The organism is Rhizobium sp. Root483D2, assembly GCF_001426685.1.
Taxonomy (GTDB): domain Bacteria; phylum Pseudomonadota; class Alphaproteobacteria; order Rhizobiales; family Rhizobiaceae; genus Pararhizobium; species Pararhizobium qamdonense.
Genome location: NZ_LMFB01000020.1, coordinates 1 through 15,843 on the forward strand (window position 1 = coordinate 1; position 15,843 = coordinate 15,843).

A 15,843-nucleotide genomic window follows, 5' to 3' on the forward strand; every position below is an offset into this window, starting at 1 on the left:
GCAGGTTCAAATCCTGCCCCCGCAACCAAACACAACAAGCCCGCAAGACAGAAATGTCCGCGGGCTTTTTGGCGTTTAAGGCGCAGGTGAGTGCCTGATCGGAAGATCTGTTATCCGCAGAATAGGCGCCATGCATCTGCCTGCCGCACCCATCACGCGTCGATGTCGCGGATGGAATCAAGCGGTCCCTTGAGGGCGGTGCGGGGGTGGACGAGTTCGGGCTGGATGAGGTGGATCTTCACGGCGGGGCGGGGTTCTTCGATGAGTTCGAAGGCTTTGGCCAGCATGCTTTCGGTGTCCTGGCGAATCATGATCACCGGGAAGGGCAGGAAAGAGCCGAACGGGTCGTAGTCGTAGCAGCCGACGACAAGATCAGCGAAGGTTTCGTGCGGGTGCTGCGCCATGAAGCGCAAAAGGCCTTCGAAGTTGATCGAGGAGTTGATGAACAGTCCGCGCGGCAGTTTTCCCTCGCGCTCATAGAAGGCCTCGAAGGCCTTTTGCGTCATGTCCGGCGAATAGCCGGTCGGCTGGATGCAGGCATCGCTGTCGCCATCCAGCATTTCCGTCTTGATATCGCGAAAACCCTTAATGCGTTCGCGGCTGGCATGGTCGTTGCGCCCGCCGAACAGGAACAGCTCTTCCGGCTTCAAAGGCACGGCGGCATCGTCGAAACGCTTGATGATCGCCTGCGTCAGCAGGCGGGCGCCCTGGTAGTTGTCGCTGATGACGGATGGCGCCTTGGTTCCGGGAAGGTCGATATTGATATGGCGGATGCCTGCGGCTTCGCACAGGCCATGGACGCTATCGGGATCGGTGGCGCCGGCGATGAACAGCTCGTCGATCGAATAGGAAATCAGCGTTTCGACGGTCGCCAGCTCTTCCTGCGGATCGCGCGAGGCGCTGACGACGACAGGGCATTTGCCGTGGCTGCGCACCTGCGCCTCGAAGGCCTGGGCCATGGAGGAGAAATAGCGGTTGTCATGCACGGGCAAAAGCAGGCCGACCAGGCCGGAGCGGGAATTGCGCAAACCCCGCGCCTGCAGATTGGCGGTATATTGGTGCTTTTCGGCAAGGGTCTGGATCAGCTCGGCCGTGCTTTCCTTGATCCGGCGCTTGCGCCAGGTGCCATTCAGCACGGCGCTGACGGTGGAGGCGGAACAGCCTGATAGGACCGAGAGATCGTAGATCGTCGCCTTCTTTTTTCCCTGGTGCTTCATCCCATCCTCCCTTCTTTTCCTTAGTGGCAATTTCCTCTTGACGAAAGTTTAAATCCAAAACATATTATTTGCACCATCGATTGTGCAAAAAAGAAATATCGATTGTGCATGTCGGGGTCCGCTTGAGGAGGCGGTCACGTGGAGGATGCGATTTCCAGCGCCAACCTGAGGTGAAATGACTGCGACCGCCATTGTCATGGCCTGGTCCTGTTGCCTGCGCGGAAACGTTTTGGAGGAGGAGAGCATGAAAAAGTTTATGATTGCAGCGCTTGCTGCATCGCTGTCGCTTGGCGTCTCGTTTGCGGCCATGGCAGCCGACAAGGTGGGCGTCGTCGTGAAGATCGGCGGTATCCCGTGGTTCAACGCGATGGATGCCGGCATCAAGGAGCAGGGCGCCAAGCTTGGCCTCGATGCCTTCATGGTCGGCCCGACCAGCGCTGACCCTGCTTTACAGGTGCGCGCCATCGAGGATCTGATCGCGCAAGGGGTCAAGGTCATCGGCGTCGTGCCGAACGATGCAAAGGTGCTGGAGCCGGTTCTTGCCAAGGCCAAGGCCGCCGGCATTTTCGTCATCACGCATGAATCGCCAAGCCAGAAGGGTGCCGACTGGAATTTCGAGCTGGCCTCGTCCACCGGTTTCGGCGAAGCGCATGCCAAACTGCTCGCCGAGAAGATGGGCGGCAAGGGCGAATATGCCGTGTTCGTCGGCTCGCTCACCGTTCCCCTGCACAATGCCTGGGCCGATGCGGCCGTCGCCTATCTGAAAGCCAATTATCCCGACATGAAACTGGTCGGCGAACGCTACGGCGTGGCCGAGGACGTCGACAAGAGCCGCTCGACGGCGCTTGACCTGATCTCCGCCCATCCCGACCTCAAGGGCTTCCTTGCCTTTGGCAGCCAGGGTCCGATCGGGGCCGGCCGTGCCGTCGAAGAGCGCCGCAAGACCGGTGAAATCTTCGTGCTTGGGCCGTTCTCACCCGGCCAGGGTCAGAAGCTGATCAAGTCGGGTGCGATTTCCGGCGGCTTCATGTGGAATCCGAAACAGGCCGGCGAAGTCTTCGTCACCATGGCCGATCGCCTGATCAAGGGCGAAAGCGTCAAGGACGGGGACGACATTCCGGGTCTCGGCGTGATCAAGCCGGCCGGAAACGACATCATTGTCGATCAGCTCCTGCCGATCAACAAGGATACCGTGGACGAGCTGGCAGGCATGGGCCTGTAACGTCCCAAAACACGTTCTCCCGGGCTGCTGGGCTGGCTTCGGCCGGTCCGGCGGTGCCCGGACGTTTCGAACTATCCCGCATTTTCACAGGTTGAACCGATGAGTGGACGCGAAAGCGCTGAGAGTGGCCAAAAGCCGCTTCTGTCCCTGCGCAACATCAACATGACGTTCGGCGGCGTCAAGGCGCTCAAGGATGTCAGCTTCGACGTCCTGCCGGGCGAGGTGCATTGCCTGGCGGGGGAAAACGGCTCGGGCAAGAGCACGCTGATCAAGATCATCACCGGCGTCTACCGTCCGCAGGATGGCACGGAGATCACGTTCGACGGGCAGACCTATGCGCATATGTCGCCGGTGACGGCGCAGAATTCCGGCATCCAGGTGATCTGGCAGGATCTGGCACTTTTTCCGGAAATGACGGTTGCGGAAAACATTTCCTTCCAGACGCTGCTCGGCCGCTGGCCGCGTTTCGTCAATTATAACAGCATGCGCGAAAAAGCGGTCAAGGCGCTGGCGCGGCTCGGCGTGACGCTGGATGTCGACCGGCCGCTGAAGGACTACGCCATTGCCCAGCGCCAGATCGTGGCGATCGCGCGCGCTCTGGTCGGCGAGGCAAAGCTGGTGTTCATGGACGAGCCGACGGCCTCCTTGACGCAGTCGGAAACCGACCATCTCCTCGATATCGTGCGCACCCTCTCTGCCTCCGGCGTCGCCGTTGTCTTCGTCAGCCACCGGCTGGCGGAGGTGTTGGAGATTTCCAGCCGGCTGACGGTGCTGCGCGATGGCGCGCTGGTCGGCGCCTATTCAACCGAGGGCATGACCCAGTCGCGTATTACGGAACTGATGACCGGCAAGACCTTCGACCAGACCGTGCGCGCCCGCAATGCCGGCGACAATCCGGTGGTGCTGGAGGTCGATGGGCTGTCGAGGCCCGGCGAGTTCGAGGACATTTCCTTCACGGTGCGGCGCGGCGAAACGCTGGGGATTACCGGGTTGCTGGGAGCCGGGCGCACGGAACTGGCCTTGTCGCTGTTCGGCATGCTGAAACCGCGATCCGGCACCGTCAGGCTGGACGGCAAGCCGGTGCATTTTTCGTCCAACCGCGATGCGATTGCGGCGGGGATCGCCTATCTCTCAGAAGACCGGCTGTCGCTCGGGCTGATCCAGCCGCAATCGATCGCCGACAATCTGGTGATCTCTTCCCTCGGCAAGATCACATCCAGCGGGCTGTTGTCCGACAGCCGCAAGCGCGATCTGGTGGCGCAGTGGGTCACTGATCTCGGCGTCAAGATCGGGCAGCAGGGCGATGCGATCTCCACCTTGTCCGGCGGCAACCAGCAGCGCATCGCCATTGCCAAATGGCTGGCCACCGATCCGAAACTGCTGATCCTCGATGCACCGACCGTCGGCGTCGATGTGGGCGCGCGGGCCGGCATCTTCGATATCGTCGCGAAGCTCGCCGAGACCGGTCTTGCGATCATCCTGATCTCCGACGAGGTGCCGGAGGTCTATTTCAATGCCGACCGCGTGCTGCACATGGCGCAGGGGCGGATCGTCAACCAGTTCATGCCGGCGCAGTGCTCGCTCGCCGAAATCGAGGCGGCCGTCTATGCGTAAAACCGTTCAATCCCATGCGACGGAATTTGCGCTGCTTGCCGTCATCGCCATCATCAGCCTGTTCCTGTCGCTTGCGACAGACCGGTTCTTTTCGCTCGGCAATGCGTTCGATCTCATCAATACCAGTTCCGTCAACATTATCTTCGCCGTCGGCCTGCTGGTTGTGCTGATTGCCGGCGGCATCGACATCTCGTTCGCGGTGGCGGCATCGGTCGTCCAGTATGTCGCGGCCCTCATGCTCGGCTGGATGGGCGGCGGCGGCTGGATCAGCGGACTTTTGATCGCCGGGGCGCTTGGCGTGCTTTTGGGCGCCATCAACGCCTTTTTGATCCAAAGGTTCCGGATCATCTCGATCGTCGCCACCATCGCCACCTTCAATATCTATTTCGGGCTGTTGATGTTCTTCACCCGCGGGGTGTCGATCTACAACCTGCCGGACTGGCTGACGTCGCGCGTCGTGCTGTTCGAGCATGAGATGGCCGATGGCAGCTGGATCGAGATCACCTTGCCGGTGCTGGTCATGCTGATCTGCGTGGTGGCCACCTGGGTGTTCATCACCCGCACCACGACCGGACGGCAGCTCTATGCCTTCGGCGACAATCCAGAAGGGGCCCGAAGGTTCGGCATCAATATCGGCGCCATGCAGTTCATCGCGTTCGGGTGGCTTGGGCTGATGGCCGGGATCGGCGGGCTGATCCAGGCGCATTATGCGCAGGAAGTGGTTCCGAATGCCCTCTACGGCCGCGAATTGGATGTGCTGGCCGCAGTGGTGCTCGGCGGTGCGCGGCTTGGCGGCGGCAAGGGATCGGTTCTCGGCTGCGTGCTCGGCGTGCTTTTGATCTCGATCACCCAGAACGGGCTCAACCTGGCGGGGGTCTCGCCCTATGCCTTCAAGATGATCGTCGGCGCCATCATTCTCGTCGCCATCACCCTGTCCAATACCAGCATCGAAAAACTGCTGCCGTTCATGCGCCAGGAGGAGGGCCGCAAATGACCGCAATCCTCAACCGCATCAGGACGGCGCTGGGGCCGGATATGGCCGGGCCGGGTTTTGCGCTGATCGCCGTTATCGTGGTCTTCAGCCTTGCCTCGCCGCAATTCTTCAGCCGGGCGACCTTCGGCTCCGTCGCCTTCCAGCTGCCGGAACTCGGGCTCTTGACCCTTGCCATGCTTTTGCCGGTTCTGACCGGCGGTCTGAACCTTGCGATCACCTTCACCGCCAATATTGCCGGGCTGACGGTTGCCTGGGTGCTGCAGCAGAATGGCGGTGCCGATGCCGGCCCATTCGCGTTCTTCCTCGGCTCCGTGCTCGGGATCGGTGTCGGCGCGCTCAGCGGCCTGGTGATGGGGCTAGTGATTGCCTATACCCGCGCCCATCCGATCCTGGTCTCGCTATCGATGATGATCTTCCTGCGCGGGCTTGGCGAGTTTTTGACGCGCGGCGGCGATGTCTCTGGGTTTCCGGCATTCCTGCAGCCGCTTGGCCATGGCAGCATTCTCGGCTTTCCGATCCCGCTTCTCGTCTTCATCGGCTGTGTGCTGATCTGGCATCTGCTCCTGACGCGGATGAAGCTTGGCTTCAACACCTATATGATCGGCTCGAATATCGAGGCGGCGCGCTATTCCGGCGTCAATACGCGCAAGGTGCTGGTGCTGGTCTATGCGCTTTCGGGGGCGATGTGCGCGATTGCCGGCATCATCATGCTGGCCCGCTTCAACTCCGTGCGCGTCGGCCACGGTGAATCCTATCTCCTGATCACGGTGCTTGCCTGTTTCCTGGGCGGGGTCAATCCGTTCGGTGGTTTTGGCCGGGTCATCCCGGTGGCCGTGGCGCTGGTGGTGCTGCAGCTCCTGTCCTCGGGCCTCAATATCATGGGCGCCAACCAGCATCTGGCCACGGCCGTCTGGGGCATCCTGCTCATCACGGTGATGATCCTGCGGTTTGCCGCAGGCCACTTCAAATCTCTCAAGCGAAAAAAAGGATAAGACCATGCAAGGTTTTGGTGTTCATACCAGCATGTGGACCATGAAATGGGATCATGCAGGGGCGGAAAAAGCGATTGCCGCCGCCGTCAAATACGAGATGGATTTCATCGAGATCGCACTTCTTGATGCGCCGGCCGTCGATGCCGAACATAGCCGCAAGCTGCTTGAGAAACACAAGCTGCGCTCGGTCTGCTCGCTCGGCCTACCGGAACATGCCTGGGCCTCGGTGCATCCGGAGGAGGCGGTCGCGCATCTGAAGGTCGCGATCGACAAGACGGCGGATATGGGGGCCGAAGCCTTGTCCGGCGTCATCTTCGGCGGCATCGGCGAGCGCACCGGCGTTCCGCCGACCGAAAAGGAATATGACAATATTGCGCGGGCGCTGCAGGCGGCGGCCAAACATGCCAAAAGCCGTGGCATCGAGCTCGGCGTCGAGGCGGTCAATCGCTACGAGAACCATCTGATCAACACGGGCAAGCAGGCCGTCGACATGATCGAGCGCGTCGGTGCCGACAATGTCTTCGTGCATCTCGATACCTATCACATGAACATCGAGGAAAAGGGCGCTGCCAACGGCATTCTCGATGCCCGCGATCACATCAAATATATCCACCTCTCCGAAAGCGACCGGGGAACGCCGGGCTATGGCAACGTGCCGTGGGACGAGATTTATGCAGCGCTCGCCGCCATCGGCTTCAAGGGTGGCCTGGCGATGGAAAGCTTCATCAACATGCCGCCGCAGGTGGCGTACGGGCTTGCGGTCTGGCGCCCGGTCGCAAAGGACGAAGCCGAAGTGATGGGCAACGGCCTGCCGTTCCTGCGCAACAAAGCGCGGCAATACGGCTTGATCTGACGATATGACAAGGCTGTTCCCGCGTTGGCGGGGACAGCCGCACGGACATGCGGGCGCGGGATATGGACATGGCGGACGGGCATTGGAACGATCGAAGGGATGACGGGCAGGCGGCGACTGTCGCGGTTCTCGATGTCGGCAAGACCAATGTGAAGCTCAATGCCGTCACCGCATCCGGCGCCATCCTCGAAACGCTGTCCATTCCCAATCCGGTGCTCAGCGACAGGCCGTGGCGGCATCATGATCTCCATACGCTCGGCGGCTGGGTGTTCGACACTCTCGCAGGTCTAGCCAGGCGCCATCCGGTATCGACCTTCGTCTCGTCGGGCCATGGCTCCGGCGGCGTTCTCGTTGGACCGGATCCGGATGCGGGCGATGGCACCGCCTTGCCGATGATCGACTACGAGCAGGCGCTGCCGGAGGATATCCGTAGGCAGTACGCGCCTCTGTCCGGCTCGTTTTTCGACCGGGGCAGCGCGATGATGCACGGCGCCACCCATCATGCCCGCCAGATGTTCTGGATGCAGCAGGCGCAGCCTGAGGGCTTTTCCCAGGCGCGCTGGTTTCTCGGCGTGCCGCAATACTGGGCCTGGCGGCTTTCGGGCGTGGCGGTATCGGAGGCGACCGTACTCGGCGCGCAGTCACATCTGTGGAATGTGGCCGAACGGCACTGGTCGCCGATCGTTCATTCGCAGGGATGGCGGGATCTTTTACCGCCGTTTGCCAGGGCATGGGAGGCGATCGGGACGATCCGGCCGGTGCTTGCCGGGCGCTATGGCCTGCCGCCCGGGATCAAGGTTCTGGCGGGCATTCATGACAGCAGCGCCAATTTCTACCGCTACCAGGCGGCCGGGTTTAACGAGGCGACCGTGGTTTCTACCGGCACCTGGATCGTCGCGCTGAGCGGCAAGACGCCGCTTGCCCGGCTGGACGAACATCGCGGCATGACCTGCAACAGCGATGTCGATGGCAACCCCGTTGGTGGCGCCTTGACCATGGGCGGACGCGAATTCAGCCATGTCGCCGGTGACGGCGATCATCTGAATGCCGATGCCGCTGTTGTCAGCCGGATGATCGCGCAGGGCACGATGGCGCTGCCATCCTTTGGCGATGATGATGGCCTGTTTCCCGGCAGCGCGGGCAAGGGGTATATTGCCGGCCCGCAGCCTGCCGATGCGGCCGAGCGCAAGGCCTTGGCAGTTCTTTACACGGCACTTTTGACCGTCGAATGCCTCGATGCGCTGGGAAGCAGCGGGCGGGTGATCCTCGACGGCAGCTTCCTGCGCGATCCACTTTATGCCGGGCTGGTGGCAGCGCTGCGTCCAAAGGGCGACACGGTTTCCAATCTCGACACCTATGGCGTTGCTTCCGGCACGGCGCTGCTTGCCAGCCACGGAACGCGCCCGGCGCGCGCGGCCATCGCGCTCGAAAAGCCGCCGGTTTTCGATCATCCATCCGCCGATCTGGCGTCCTATGCCCGCCGCTGGCGGGTCCTGGCCGCACAGGCCACGCAATCCAACAGGCTTTACGAAAGGTCCTCCCAATGAGCACGCATCATACCGATATCGCGACACTGCGCCGCGATATGGTCGAAACCTGCCGCCGGATGAATTCCAGCGGTATCAACCAGGGAACGGCGGGAAACCTGTCCGTGCGCACGCAAAACGGTTTCCTCGTTACGCCGTCGTCGCTCGCCTATGACACGATGACGCCGGACGATCTGGTGGAGATGGATTTCGACGGCAGCTATGTGGGCCGCCGCCCGTCATCGGAATGGCGCTTCCATCGCGATATCCTGAAGAACCGGCCGGATATCAATGTCGTGCTGCATTGCCATTCGATCTACGCGACGACCCTTGCCTGCCATCACAAGACGATCCCGAGTTTTCACTACATGACGGGCGTCGCTGGCGGAACGACGGTGCGTTGCGCAGAATATGCCACGTTCGGCACGCAGGCCCTGTCGGATCATGCGCTGGTGGCGCTGAAGGACCGGCTGGCCTGCCTGCTCGGCCAGCACGGCCAGATTTCGCTCGGCAAGACATTGGATGGGGCGCTCTGGCTGGCGATCGAGATCGAGACCCTGTCGCGCATGTATGTGCAGGCATTGACGCTGGGCGAGCCGCCGGTGCTTCCCGATGATGAAATGGCCAGGGTCATCGAGCAGATGCGCAAGATGAGCTACGGCCATGCGCCGGATGCCGAAGGGGTCAATGATATCGCCCGGCCGAAGAGTGTTTCGGCCTGAAACGGCACGTCGTGGCCGGATGGCGGGTGATCAGCCCGAGAGGCCGAAGACTTTTTCGAGCTTTTCCCAATTCTCGTCCATCGCATAGGTGGGCGAGAAAAACGGGATGCTGAAATGGCCATAGCGGATCGATAATTGCCGCTCTGCAATGTCCTCGTCGACACCGGCGATCCGGTTGAGATATATGACGGAGGCAAGGCCGGTGCGGTCCGCGCCGGATTTGCAGTGGATGAGAATGGGCTTGGGGGCATCGCGCAACAGGGCGACCAGCCGGTGCGATTCCTCCACCGACAATTGTTTGGTCGCCACCATCTTGAAGTCGATATGCCGGATGCCGAGATCGCGGGCCGTGGCGACCTCGTTTTTATACCAGGTGGCGTTTTCGCTGCTTCCACGCAGGTTGACGATGGTCTTGATGCCGTAACGCTCGGCATAATCGGCCACCTGCAGCGCCGTTGGCTGGTTCGAGCGATAGAGCGCGCCGGGAACGACCACGGCAAAATTGCCAAGCGCCTGGATGGCGAAGAGATAGGTCCCAAGCCCCACCGCTGCCGCGCAGCCCGCCAGCCCAACCAGCTTCAAGATCTTGTGCATCATTCCACCAGCGCCCGTTTCGATGATGCTCGTTTTGGCGTTTCAGGCTGACAGCAGCCTGAACGCCGTGTGATGATATTTGCGGGCGCAATGGAGGAGTGGATGAAGAAGCGCGGAAGGTATTCCTTCAGGGCAAATGCGGTTCTGCGTTCAACACGGCACCGCGACGCACACGTGTGAAATATATTTCATGCTATGAATTATATTGACATAATCCCTTTGTTGCGATTATCTGCCCATACCGGATTTCGAGGAGGAACTCCGGTCTTCATTGGAGCATCGGGCCGCCGCTCAGGCGCCGCCGGGTATTTGGGAGGGGCTTCGGCCTCAAGGAGGAATCTTGCGCAAATTTTTAAGCACGACCGCATTGGCGGTCCTTGCATCGACGCTCTTCGCTGGTGTTGCCAGTGCGGAAACGGACAACCCGTTCCGCTGCAAGCCGGGTGAAAAATACGTCATGAACGTCATGGTCTCGGGCGTCGAATATTGGTTCCCGGTCTATGAGATGTTCAAGCAGGCAGGCCAGCAGCTCGGCTGCGAGACCGCCTATACCGGTACGCCGGAATATGACGTCAACAAGCAGATCGCCACATTCGACCAGGCGCTGGCCCAGAACCCGGCCGGCATCCTCGTCCACCCGATGAACTCCGATCCGTTCATCGAGCCGATCAACCGCGCCATCGACCAGGGCACGGCTGTCGTGACCTTCGCAGCCGATGCGCCGCTCTCCAAGCGCATCTCGTTCATTACCTCGGACAATACCCGCGAAGGCACCTATGCCGCCGACGCGATTGCCGAGAAGATGGGTGGCAAGGGTGAATATGCCGTTCTGGAAAATCCGGGCCAGGACAACCACGACAAGCGCATCGCCGCCTTCATCGCCCGCATGACGGAAAAATATCCGGACATGAAGCTGGTCGGCCGCGCGGCTTCCAACCAGGATCCGACCAAGGCCTATCAGGCGCTTTCGAGCCTCGTGCAGGCCAATCCGAACCTTGGCGCCGTGTTCATGCCGGAAGCCAACTCGGCCATCGGCGCTTCGCAGGCCAACAAGGAAAATGGCGGCAAGATCCTCGTCATGTGCGCCGACGTCAACGCCAACATTCTCGACATGATCAAGGCGGGCGAAGTGTTCGGCTCGATCAACCCGAACCAGGGCATGCAGGGTTACATGGGCTTCATGCTTTTGTGGCTCGCCAAGCATCCGGAATTGATCGACCCGATGAACGACGCCAAGCGCGTCGGCTTCAACCCGATGAGCATTCCCTTCGTCGATAACGGCCTGTCGATCGTCACCGCTGATAATGCCGACGACTTCTACTGGGACAAGTACCTGAAGCGGCGTGGCACGAAGGGCATCGAGGAGTAAGCTCCGTGCATAATTCCTTCAATCGGAATCGATTTCAGGAAAAATTATGCAGCGAGCCAAAGCGTACAGCGACCCTTGCGCGTCTGAGAAGACGCGCGGCGCTGTAGGTGCCGGCTGTCCGGGGCATGATGTTCCGGACAGCCACCGCAAGCTTGGAGGAGGAGACTATCATGGCGCCGGTGCCGGTTCTGGAAATCCGCAATGTCAGCAAGCACTTCGGTGCCGTGAAGGCGCTGACGGACGTGAGCTTCAGCCTGGAAAAGGGTGAGGTCCATGCGCTCTGCGGCGAAAACGGCGCGGGCAAATCGACGCTGATGAACATCATCGCAGGCGTACTGCAGCCGACGCAGGGCGAGGTGCTCGTCGATGGCGCGCCGGTCAAGGTGACGTCGCCGGCCGTGGCGCAATCGCTGGGGCTTGGGCTCGTGCACCAGGAAATCGCGCTCTGCCCCGATGCGACGGTGGCCGAGAACATGTTCATGGCGGCCACCAACCGCCGCCGCTCGCCTTTAATGAATTATGGCAGGCTGGAGCGCGACGCGCAGGCCGTAATGAACCGGCTGGCGCCGATCGACGTGCGCCGCAAGGTCGCCGAACTGCCCATTTCCAGCCAGCAGCTGGTCGAGATCGCCAAGGCGCTGACGCTCGATTGCCGCGTACTGATTTTCGACGAGCCGACAGCGGCCCTGACGGAATCGGAAACCCAGGTCCTGTTCGGGATCATCCGCGACCTGAAGGCGCAGGGCATTTCGATCATCTATATCAGCCATCGCATGGCCGAGATTTTCAGCCTGTGCGACCGGGTCACCGTGTTTCGTGACGGGCGCTATGTCTCCACGGAGAATGTTGCGGACCTGACACCGGACGACATCGTGCGCCGCATGGTCGGGCGTGAGATCACCCAGCTCTATCCGGAAAAACAGGCGCCAGCCGAGCAGACGAACGAGACCATTCTCAGCGTCCGTGGTCTTAGCGATGGCAGCCGTTTCAAGGATGTCAGTTTTGAATTGCGAAAGGGCGAAATTCTCGGCGTCGGCGGGTTAATCGGCTCGGGGCGCACGGAAATTGCCGAGGGCATCTGCGGATTGCGGCCGGTGGACGAGGGCGAGGTGCAACTGCATGGACAGTCGCTGCGGGCAAAATCCTATGCGCAGGCGGTCAAGGCGGGTGTCGTCTATCTGTCGGAGGACCGCAAGGGATCCGGCGTCTTTCTGGAACTGTCCATCGCCCAGAACATTGCCGTTCTCGACCTGAAATCGCTGACCGGGCCGCTCGGCCTGTTGAACGCCAAGGCGGAAGCCGATCGTGCGCGGGATTTGACCAGGCGGCTTGGTGTGCGGATGGGTGGCATCGGCATGCCGGTCTCGTCCCTCTCGGGCGGAAACCAGCAGAAGGTGGCGATTGCCAAGCAGCTGGCGGTCAATCCCAAGGTCATCCTGATGGACGAGCCGACGCGCGGCATCGATGTCGGCGCCAAATCGGAAATCCACCGGCTGTTGCGCGATCTCGCGCGCTCCGGCATCGGCATCGTCGTCATCTCGTCGGAACTGCCGGAATTGCTGGGTCTCTGCGACCGCGTTCTGGTGATCCGCGAGGGCACGGTTGCCGGCGCAGTCGAAGGAGAGACGATGACGGAAGAGGCGATCATGCGCCTTGCCTCGGGGGTCGGCGGTCACAACACTTCAAAGGCATCAGAGCATGCCGCGTAAAGAACAAGCAGGGGCAGGAGACAAGGTCATGGCGGACGCTACACTGACAACGGCACATCAGGCACGCGCGCCCGGCTGGAAACGGTTGGGCACGATGCGGGAGGCGGGATTGATCGCGATCATCCTGGCGCTCTGCATCGCCATGAGCTTTGCCTCGCCGCACTTCCTGACGCTCGGCAACTTCCGGGCCATGCTGATGTCCTTCTCGGTCGAAGGCATCGTCGTCGTCGGCATGACCATTCTTTTGATCGTCGGCGGTATCGACCTGTCGGTCGGCTCGGTCGTCTGCTTCTCCATGGTGCTGTCGGGATCGCTCTTCCTGATGGGGCTTGATCCCTGGAGCGCATCGTTGATCGGCATCCTTGCCAGCGGCCTGATCGGCTGCGTCATGGGCTTCTTCGTGACGGTGGTGGGCTTGAACCATTTCATCACGTCGCTGGCGGCAATGGTGATCGTGCGCGGTATCTGCCTGATCATCACCAAGGGCACGCCGCTGTCGCTGTTCACCTTGCCGCCTTCGTTCAAGGCGGTCGGGCAGGGCACGTTCTCCGGTGTCCCTTATGTGATCCTGATCTTCGTCGCCATCGTCGTGCTCTTCGATTTCCTGCTGCGCCGGGCAACGGCCTTCCGCAAGGTGTTCTACACCGGCAGCAACGAGAAGGCGGCGCTCTATTCCGGCATCAAGACCAATCAGGTGAAGTTCTGGGTGACGGTTCTCTGCGCCACGCTGTCGGGTGTTGCAGGCGTCATCTACATGTCCCGCTTCGGCGCCGCGACCCCGACCTTCGGCGTCGGCATGGAGCTGAACATCATCGCGGCTGCGGTGATCGGCGGGGCTTCGCTGAATGGCGGGTCGGGCACGATCCTCGGTGCGATCCTCGGTATCGCCCTGCTTTCGGTCGTCACCAGTTCGCTGATCCTTCTCGATGTCTCCGTCTATTGGCAAGATATGATCAAAGGCTGCATTCTGCTCGCCGCCGTCTCGATCGACCATTTCCTGCACAAGCGGAAGGCTGCCTGATATGCCCATCGTCAAGCTCAAGCCGGCCAATGCGCCGCGCGAGGAAATCGTCATCGCCCGGCAGATGCACCAGGCCCTCGTCCTGCACTTTCTCGAAGGCCTGACCCAGGCGCAGATCGCCGACCAGCTCGGCATTTCGCACGCCACCGTCAACCGGCTGATCAAGCGCGGCCGCCAGCTTGGTTTGGTCGAGATCAAGATCAAGTCGCCGGTCGAGCCGCTGGTGGACATGGAAGAGCAGCTTCGGGCGCTCGGCGGCATCGGCCGCGCCGTGGTCGTGCCGACGGTATCGGACAATCCGCAGACGGCGCTTCAGGCCGTCGGCGAGGCGGCAGCCCGGCTGCTGCTCGAAGAGATTACGGATGGCGATACGATCTGCATCACCGGCGGCAAGGGCGTCAGCGCCGTCGTGGCGGGATTGCAGGCGCAGCGCCGCTTCGATGTCGAGGTGATCCCTGCGACGGGATGCGTCCAGGGCAAGCACTATACCGACGTCAACCACGTCTCGACGATGATGGCCGACCGTCTCGGCGGTCGCTCCTACCAGATCCATGCGCCGCTGTTTGCCGATAGTGCGGCCGAGCGCGGCATGCTGATCAACATGCGCTCGGTCGCCGACGTATTCAAACGGGCGCGCGAGGCGAAGATCGCCGTGGTCGGCATCGGCTCGATCCTGTCGGACGACTCGAGTTATTATGACCTGCATCCGTCATCGAGCACCGACCGCGCAGCCATCGAGCGTTCCGGCGCTTCCTGCGAACTCCTGGCGCATCTGCTCGATGATCACGGCCAGGTTTGCGACTACAGCCTCAACCGGTCGCTGGTCTCGCTGACACTTCCCGAATTCGCCTCGATCCCCACCAAGATCGGGGTGGCGAGCGGGCCGAACAAGGCAGGACCGATCCTCAGCGTTCTCAGAGGCAATCATCTGGATACGCTGGTGACCGACGAGGCAACGGGTGCGCGGGTACTGGCACTGGCGAATGGCGAAGGAAAATGGGCATGAGCGGGCAACAATTGACACGCGAGATCGGCAAATCCGGCGTTTCCGCCTCGGCGGTGGGGCTCGGCACCTGGGCGATCGGCGGCTGGATGTGGGGCGGGACGGATGAAAACGAATCCATCGCCGCAATCCAGGCCTCGCTCGATGCGGGCGTGACCCTGATCGACACCGCGCCGGCCTACGGGCTCGGGCGCTCCGAGGAAATCGTCGGCAAGGCCCTGGCTGGGCGGCGCGACAAGGCGGTGATCGCCACGAAATGCGGGCTTGTCTGGCACACGCAGAAGGGCCGGCATTTCTTCGATCAGGACGGCAAGCCGGTGCACCGCTATCTCGGCCGCGATGCGATCCTGCACGAGGTCGAAGACAGCCTGAAGCGGCTCGGCACCGACCATATCGATCTCTACATCACCCATTGGCAGGACCCGACGACACCGGTCGAGGAGACGATGCGGGCGCTGGAAGATCTGCGCGCATCCGGCAAGATCCGGGCGATCGGGGCCAGCAATGTCAGCCGCGAGGAGCTGGATGCCTATATTGCGATTGGTGGTCTGGATGCGATCCAGGAACGGTTCAGCATGATCGACCGCGAGATCGAGCAAGATCTTCTGCCGCAGACGACGGCCAACGGCATTGCAACGCTCAGCTATTCATCGCTGGCGCTGGGTCTGCTGTCGGGCACCATCGGTGCGGACCGGGTGTTTTCCGGCGACGACCAGCGCAAGGACAATCCGCGCTTTTCGGTCGGCAACCGTCAGAAGGCAACGGCGCTTGCCGATGCCATCCGGCCGGTTGCGGAAAAGCATGAGGCCAGCATCGCCCAGACGGTGATTGCCTGGACGCTGGCGCAGCCGGGCGTGACCTTTGCGCTGTGCGGCGCGCGCAATCCGGCGCAGGCAATCGACAATGCATGGGCCGGGACCATCCGGCTGGAGGCGGCCGACCTGGCCGCCATCGATACGGCCATAACGGCGAAACTGACTGATATGGACAGGTAGCGGATCGCCATC

14 protein-coding genes are annotated in these 15,843 nt (G+C 61.7%); 12 read left to right on the forward strand and 2 right to left on the reverse strand.

Going from position 1 to position 15,843, the window contains the following annotated elements; genetic code table 11:
• Positions 1-152: 152 nt before the first annotated feature.
• Positions 153-1,217 (reverse strand): LacI family DNA-binding transcriptional regulator, encoded by a 1,065-nt coding sequence (locus ASD32_RS18870; RefSeq protein WP_060639602.1) that lies wholly within the window; start codon positions 1,215-1,217, stop codon positions 153-155.
• Between the two features lie 244 nt (positions 1,218-1,461).
• Here ASD32_RS18870 and ASD32_RS18875 point away from each other — a divergent pair, with 244 nt between their 5' ends.
• The 7 genes from ASD32_RS18875 (at position 1,462) to ASD32_RS18905 (ending at position 9,140) form a co-directional block, all read left to right on the forward strand.
• Positions 1,462-2,439 (forward strand): autoinducer 2 ABC transporter substrate-binding protein, encoded by a 978-nt coding sequence (locus tag ASD32_RS18875; protein WP_060639750.1) that lies wholly within the window; start codon positions 1,462-1,464, stop codon positions 2,437-2,439.
• A 99-nt stretch (positions 2,440-2,538) separates the two neighbouring features.
• Positions 2,539-4,053 carry a sugar ABC transporter ATP-binding protein gene (locus tag ASD32_RS18880; protein WP_060639603.1) on the forward strand — a complete coding sequence of 505 codons (1,515 nt, stop codon included), beginning with the start codon at positions 2,539-2,541 and terminating at the stop codon, positions 4,051-4,053.
• Positions 4,046-5,047, forward strand: a complete 1,002-nt coding sequence (locus ASD32_RS18885) for an ABC transporter permease (RefSeq protein ID WP_060639604.1) — start codon at positions 4,046-4,048, stop codon at positions 5,045-5,047. Before ASD32_RS18880 ends, ASD32_RS18885 begins: the two co-directional genes overlap by 8 nt.
• Positions 5,044-6,039, forward strand: coding sequence for an ABC transporter permease (locus ASD32_RS18890; protein WP_060639605.1), 996 nt, complete (start codon positions 5,044-5,046; stop codon positions 6,037-6,039). The genes ASD32_RS18885 and ASD32_RS18890 overlap by 4 nt, the downstream gene beginning before the upstream one ends.
• Before the next feature lie 4 nt (positions 6,040-6,043).
• Positions 6,044-6,892, forward strand: coding sequence for a sugar phosphate isomerase/epimerase family protein (locus tag ASD32_RS18895; protein ID WP_060639606.1), 849 nt, complete (start codon positions 6,044-6,046; stop codon positions 6,890-6,892).
• Between the two features lie 68 nt (positions 6,893-6,960).
• A complete protein-coding gene (locus ASD32_RS18900; protein WP_156383240.1) occupies positions 6,961-8,439 on the forward strand; it encodes an FGGY family carbohydrate kinase in 1,479 nt (492 codons plus the stop codon).
• Complete coding sequence (locus tag ASD32_RS18905) at positions 8,436-9,140, forward strand: class II aldolase/adducin family protein (protein ID WP_060639607.1); 705 nt, start codon at positions 8,436-8,438, stop codon at positions 9,138-9,140. Before ASD32_RS18900 ends, ASD32_RS18905 begins: the two co-directional genes overlap by 4 nt.
• Before the next feature lie 30 nt (positions 9,141-9,170).
• Here ASD32_RS18905 and ASD32_RS18910 read toward each other — a convergent pair whose 3' ends face one another.
• Positions 9,171-9,734, reverse strand: a complete 564-nt coding sequence (locus tag ASD32_RS18910) for a dual specificity protein phosphatase family protein (protein WP_060639752.1) — start codon at positions 9,732-9,734, stop codon at positions 9,171-9,173.
• Between the two features lie 340 nt (positions 9,735-10,074).
• Here ASD32_RS18910 and ASD32_RS18915 point away from each other — a divergent pair, with 340 nt between their 5' ends.
• The 5 genes from ASD32_RS18915 (at position 10,075) to ASD32_RS18935 (ending at position 15,831) form a co-directional block, all read left to right on the forward strand.
• On the forward strand, positions 10,075-11,103 hold the full coding sequence (locus ASD32_RS18915; RefSeq protein WP_060639608.1) for a substrate-binding domain-containing protein: 1,029 nt from the start codon (positions 10,075-10,077) through the stop codon (positions 11,101-11,103).
• Between the two features lie 170 nt (positions 11,104-11,273).
• On the forward strand, positions 11,274-12,812 hold the full coding sequence (locus tag ASD32_RS18920; protein WP_060639609.1) for a sugar ABC transporter ATP-binding protein: 1,539 nt from the start codon (positions 11,274-11,276) through the stop codon (positions 12,810-12,812).
• Positions 12,813-12,840: 28 nt separating this feature from the next.
• A complete protein-coding gene (locus tag ASD32_RS18925) occupies positions 12,841-13,833 on the forward strand; it encodes an ABC transporter permease (RefSeq protein WP_156383241.1) in 993 nt (330 codons plus the stop codon).
• Between the two features lies 1 nt (position 13,834).
• Positions 13,835-14,839, forward strand: coding sequence for a sugar-binding transcriptional regulator (locus ASD32_RS18930; RefSeq protein WP_060639611.1), 1,005 nt, complete (start codon positions 13,835-13,837; stop codon positions 14,837-14,839).
• Complete coding sequence (locus ASD32_RS18935; protein ID WP_060639612.1) at positions 14,836-15,831, forward strand: aldo/keto reductase; 996 nt, start codon at positions 14,836-14,838, stop codon at positions 15,829-15,831. The genes ASD32_RS18930 and ASD32_RS18935 overlap by 4 nt, the downstream gene beginning before the upstream one ends.
• Positions 15,832-15,843: the final 12 nt, after the last annotated feature.

What these genes read in the sequence shown, in the direction of transcription:
- ASD32_RS18905 (WP_060639607.1), top strand. Translation starts at nt 8,436, where the DNA reads ATGAGCACGCATCATACCGATATCGCGACACTGCGCCGCGATATGGTC.
- ASD32_RS18935 (WP_060639612.1), top strand. Translation starts at nt 14,836, where the DNA reads ATGAGCGGGCAACAATTGACACGCGAGATCGGCAAATCCGGCGTTTCC.
- ASD32_RS18890 (WP_060639605.1), top strand. Translation starts at nt 5,044, where the DNA reads ATGACCGCAATCCTCAACCGCATCAGGACGGCGCTGGGGCCGGATATG.
- ASD32_RS18920 (WP_060639609.1), top strand. Translation starts at nt 11,274, where the DNA reads ATGGCGCCGGTGCCGGTTCTGGAAATCCGCAATGTCAGCAAGCACTTC.
- ASD32_RS18900 (WP_156383240.1), top strand. Translation starts at nt 6,961, where the DNA reads ATGGCGGACGGGCATTGGAACGATCGAAGGGATGACGGGCAGGCGGCG.
- ASD32_RS18925 (WP_156383241.1), top strand. Translation starts at nt 12,841, where the DNA reads ATGGCGGACGCTACACTGACAACGGCACATCAGGCACGCGCGCCCGGC.
- ASD32_RS18875 (WP_060639750.1), top strand. Translation starts at nt 1,462, where the DNA reads ATGAAAAAGTTTATGATTGCAGCGCTTGCTGCATCGCTGTCGCTTGGC.
- ASD32_RS18910 (WP_060639752.1), bottom strand. Translation starts at nt 9,734, where the DNA reads ATGCACAAGATCTTGAAGCTGGTTGGGCTGGCGGGCTGCGCGGCAGCG.
- ASD32_RS18895 (WP_060639606.1), top strand. Translation starts at nt 6,044, where the DNA reads ATGCAAGGTTTTGGTGTTCATACCAGCATGTGGACCATGAAATGGGAT.
- ASD32_RS18870 (WP_060639602.1), bottom strand. Translation starts at nt 1,217, where the DNA reads ATGAAGCACCAGGGAAAAAAGAAGGCGACGATCTACGATCTCTCGGTC.
- ASD32_RS18885 (WP_060639604.1), top strand. Translation starts at nt 4,046, where the DNA reads ATGCGTAAAACCGTTCAATCCCATGCGACGGAATTTGCGCTGCTTGCC.
- ASD32_RS18880 (WP_060639603.1), top strand. Translation starts at nt 2,539, where the DNA reads ATGAGTGGACGCGAAAGCGCTGAGAGTGGCCAAAAGCCGCTTCTGTCC.
- ASD32_RS18930 (WP_060639611.1), top strand. Translation starts at nt 13,835, where the DNA reads ATGCCCATCGTCAAGCTCAAGCCGGCCAATGCGCCGCGCGAGGAAATC.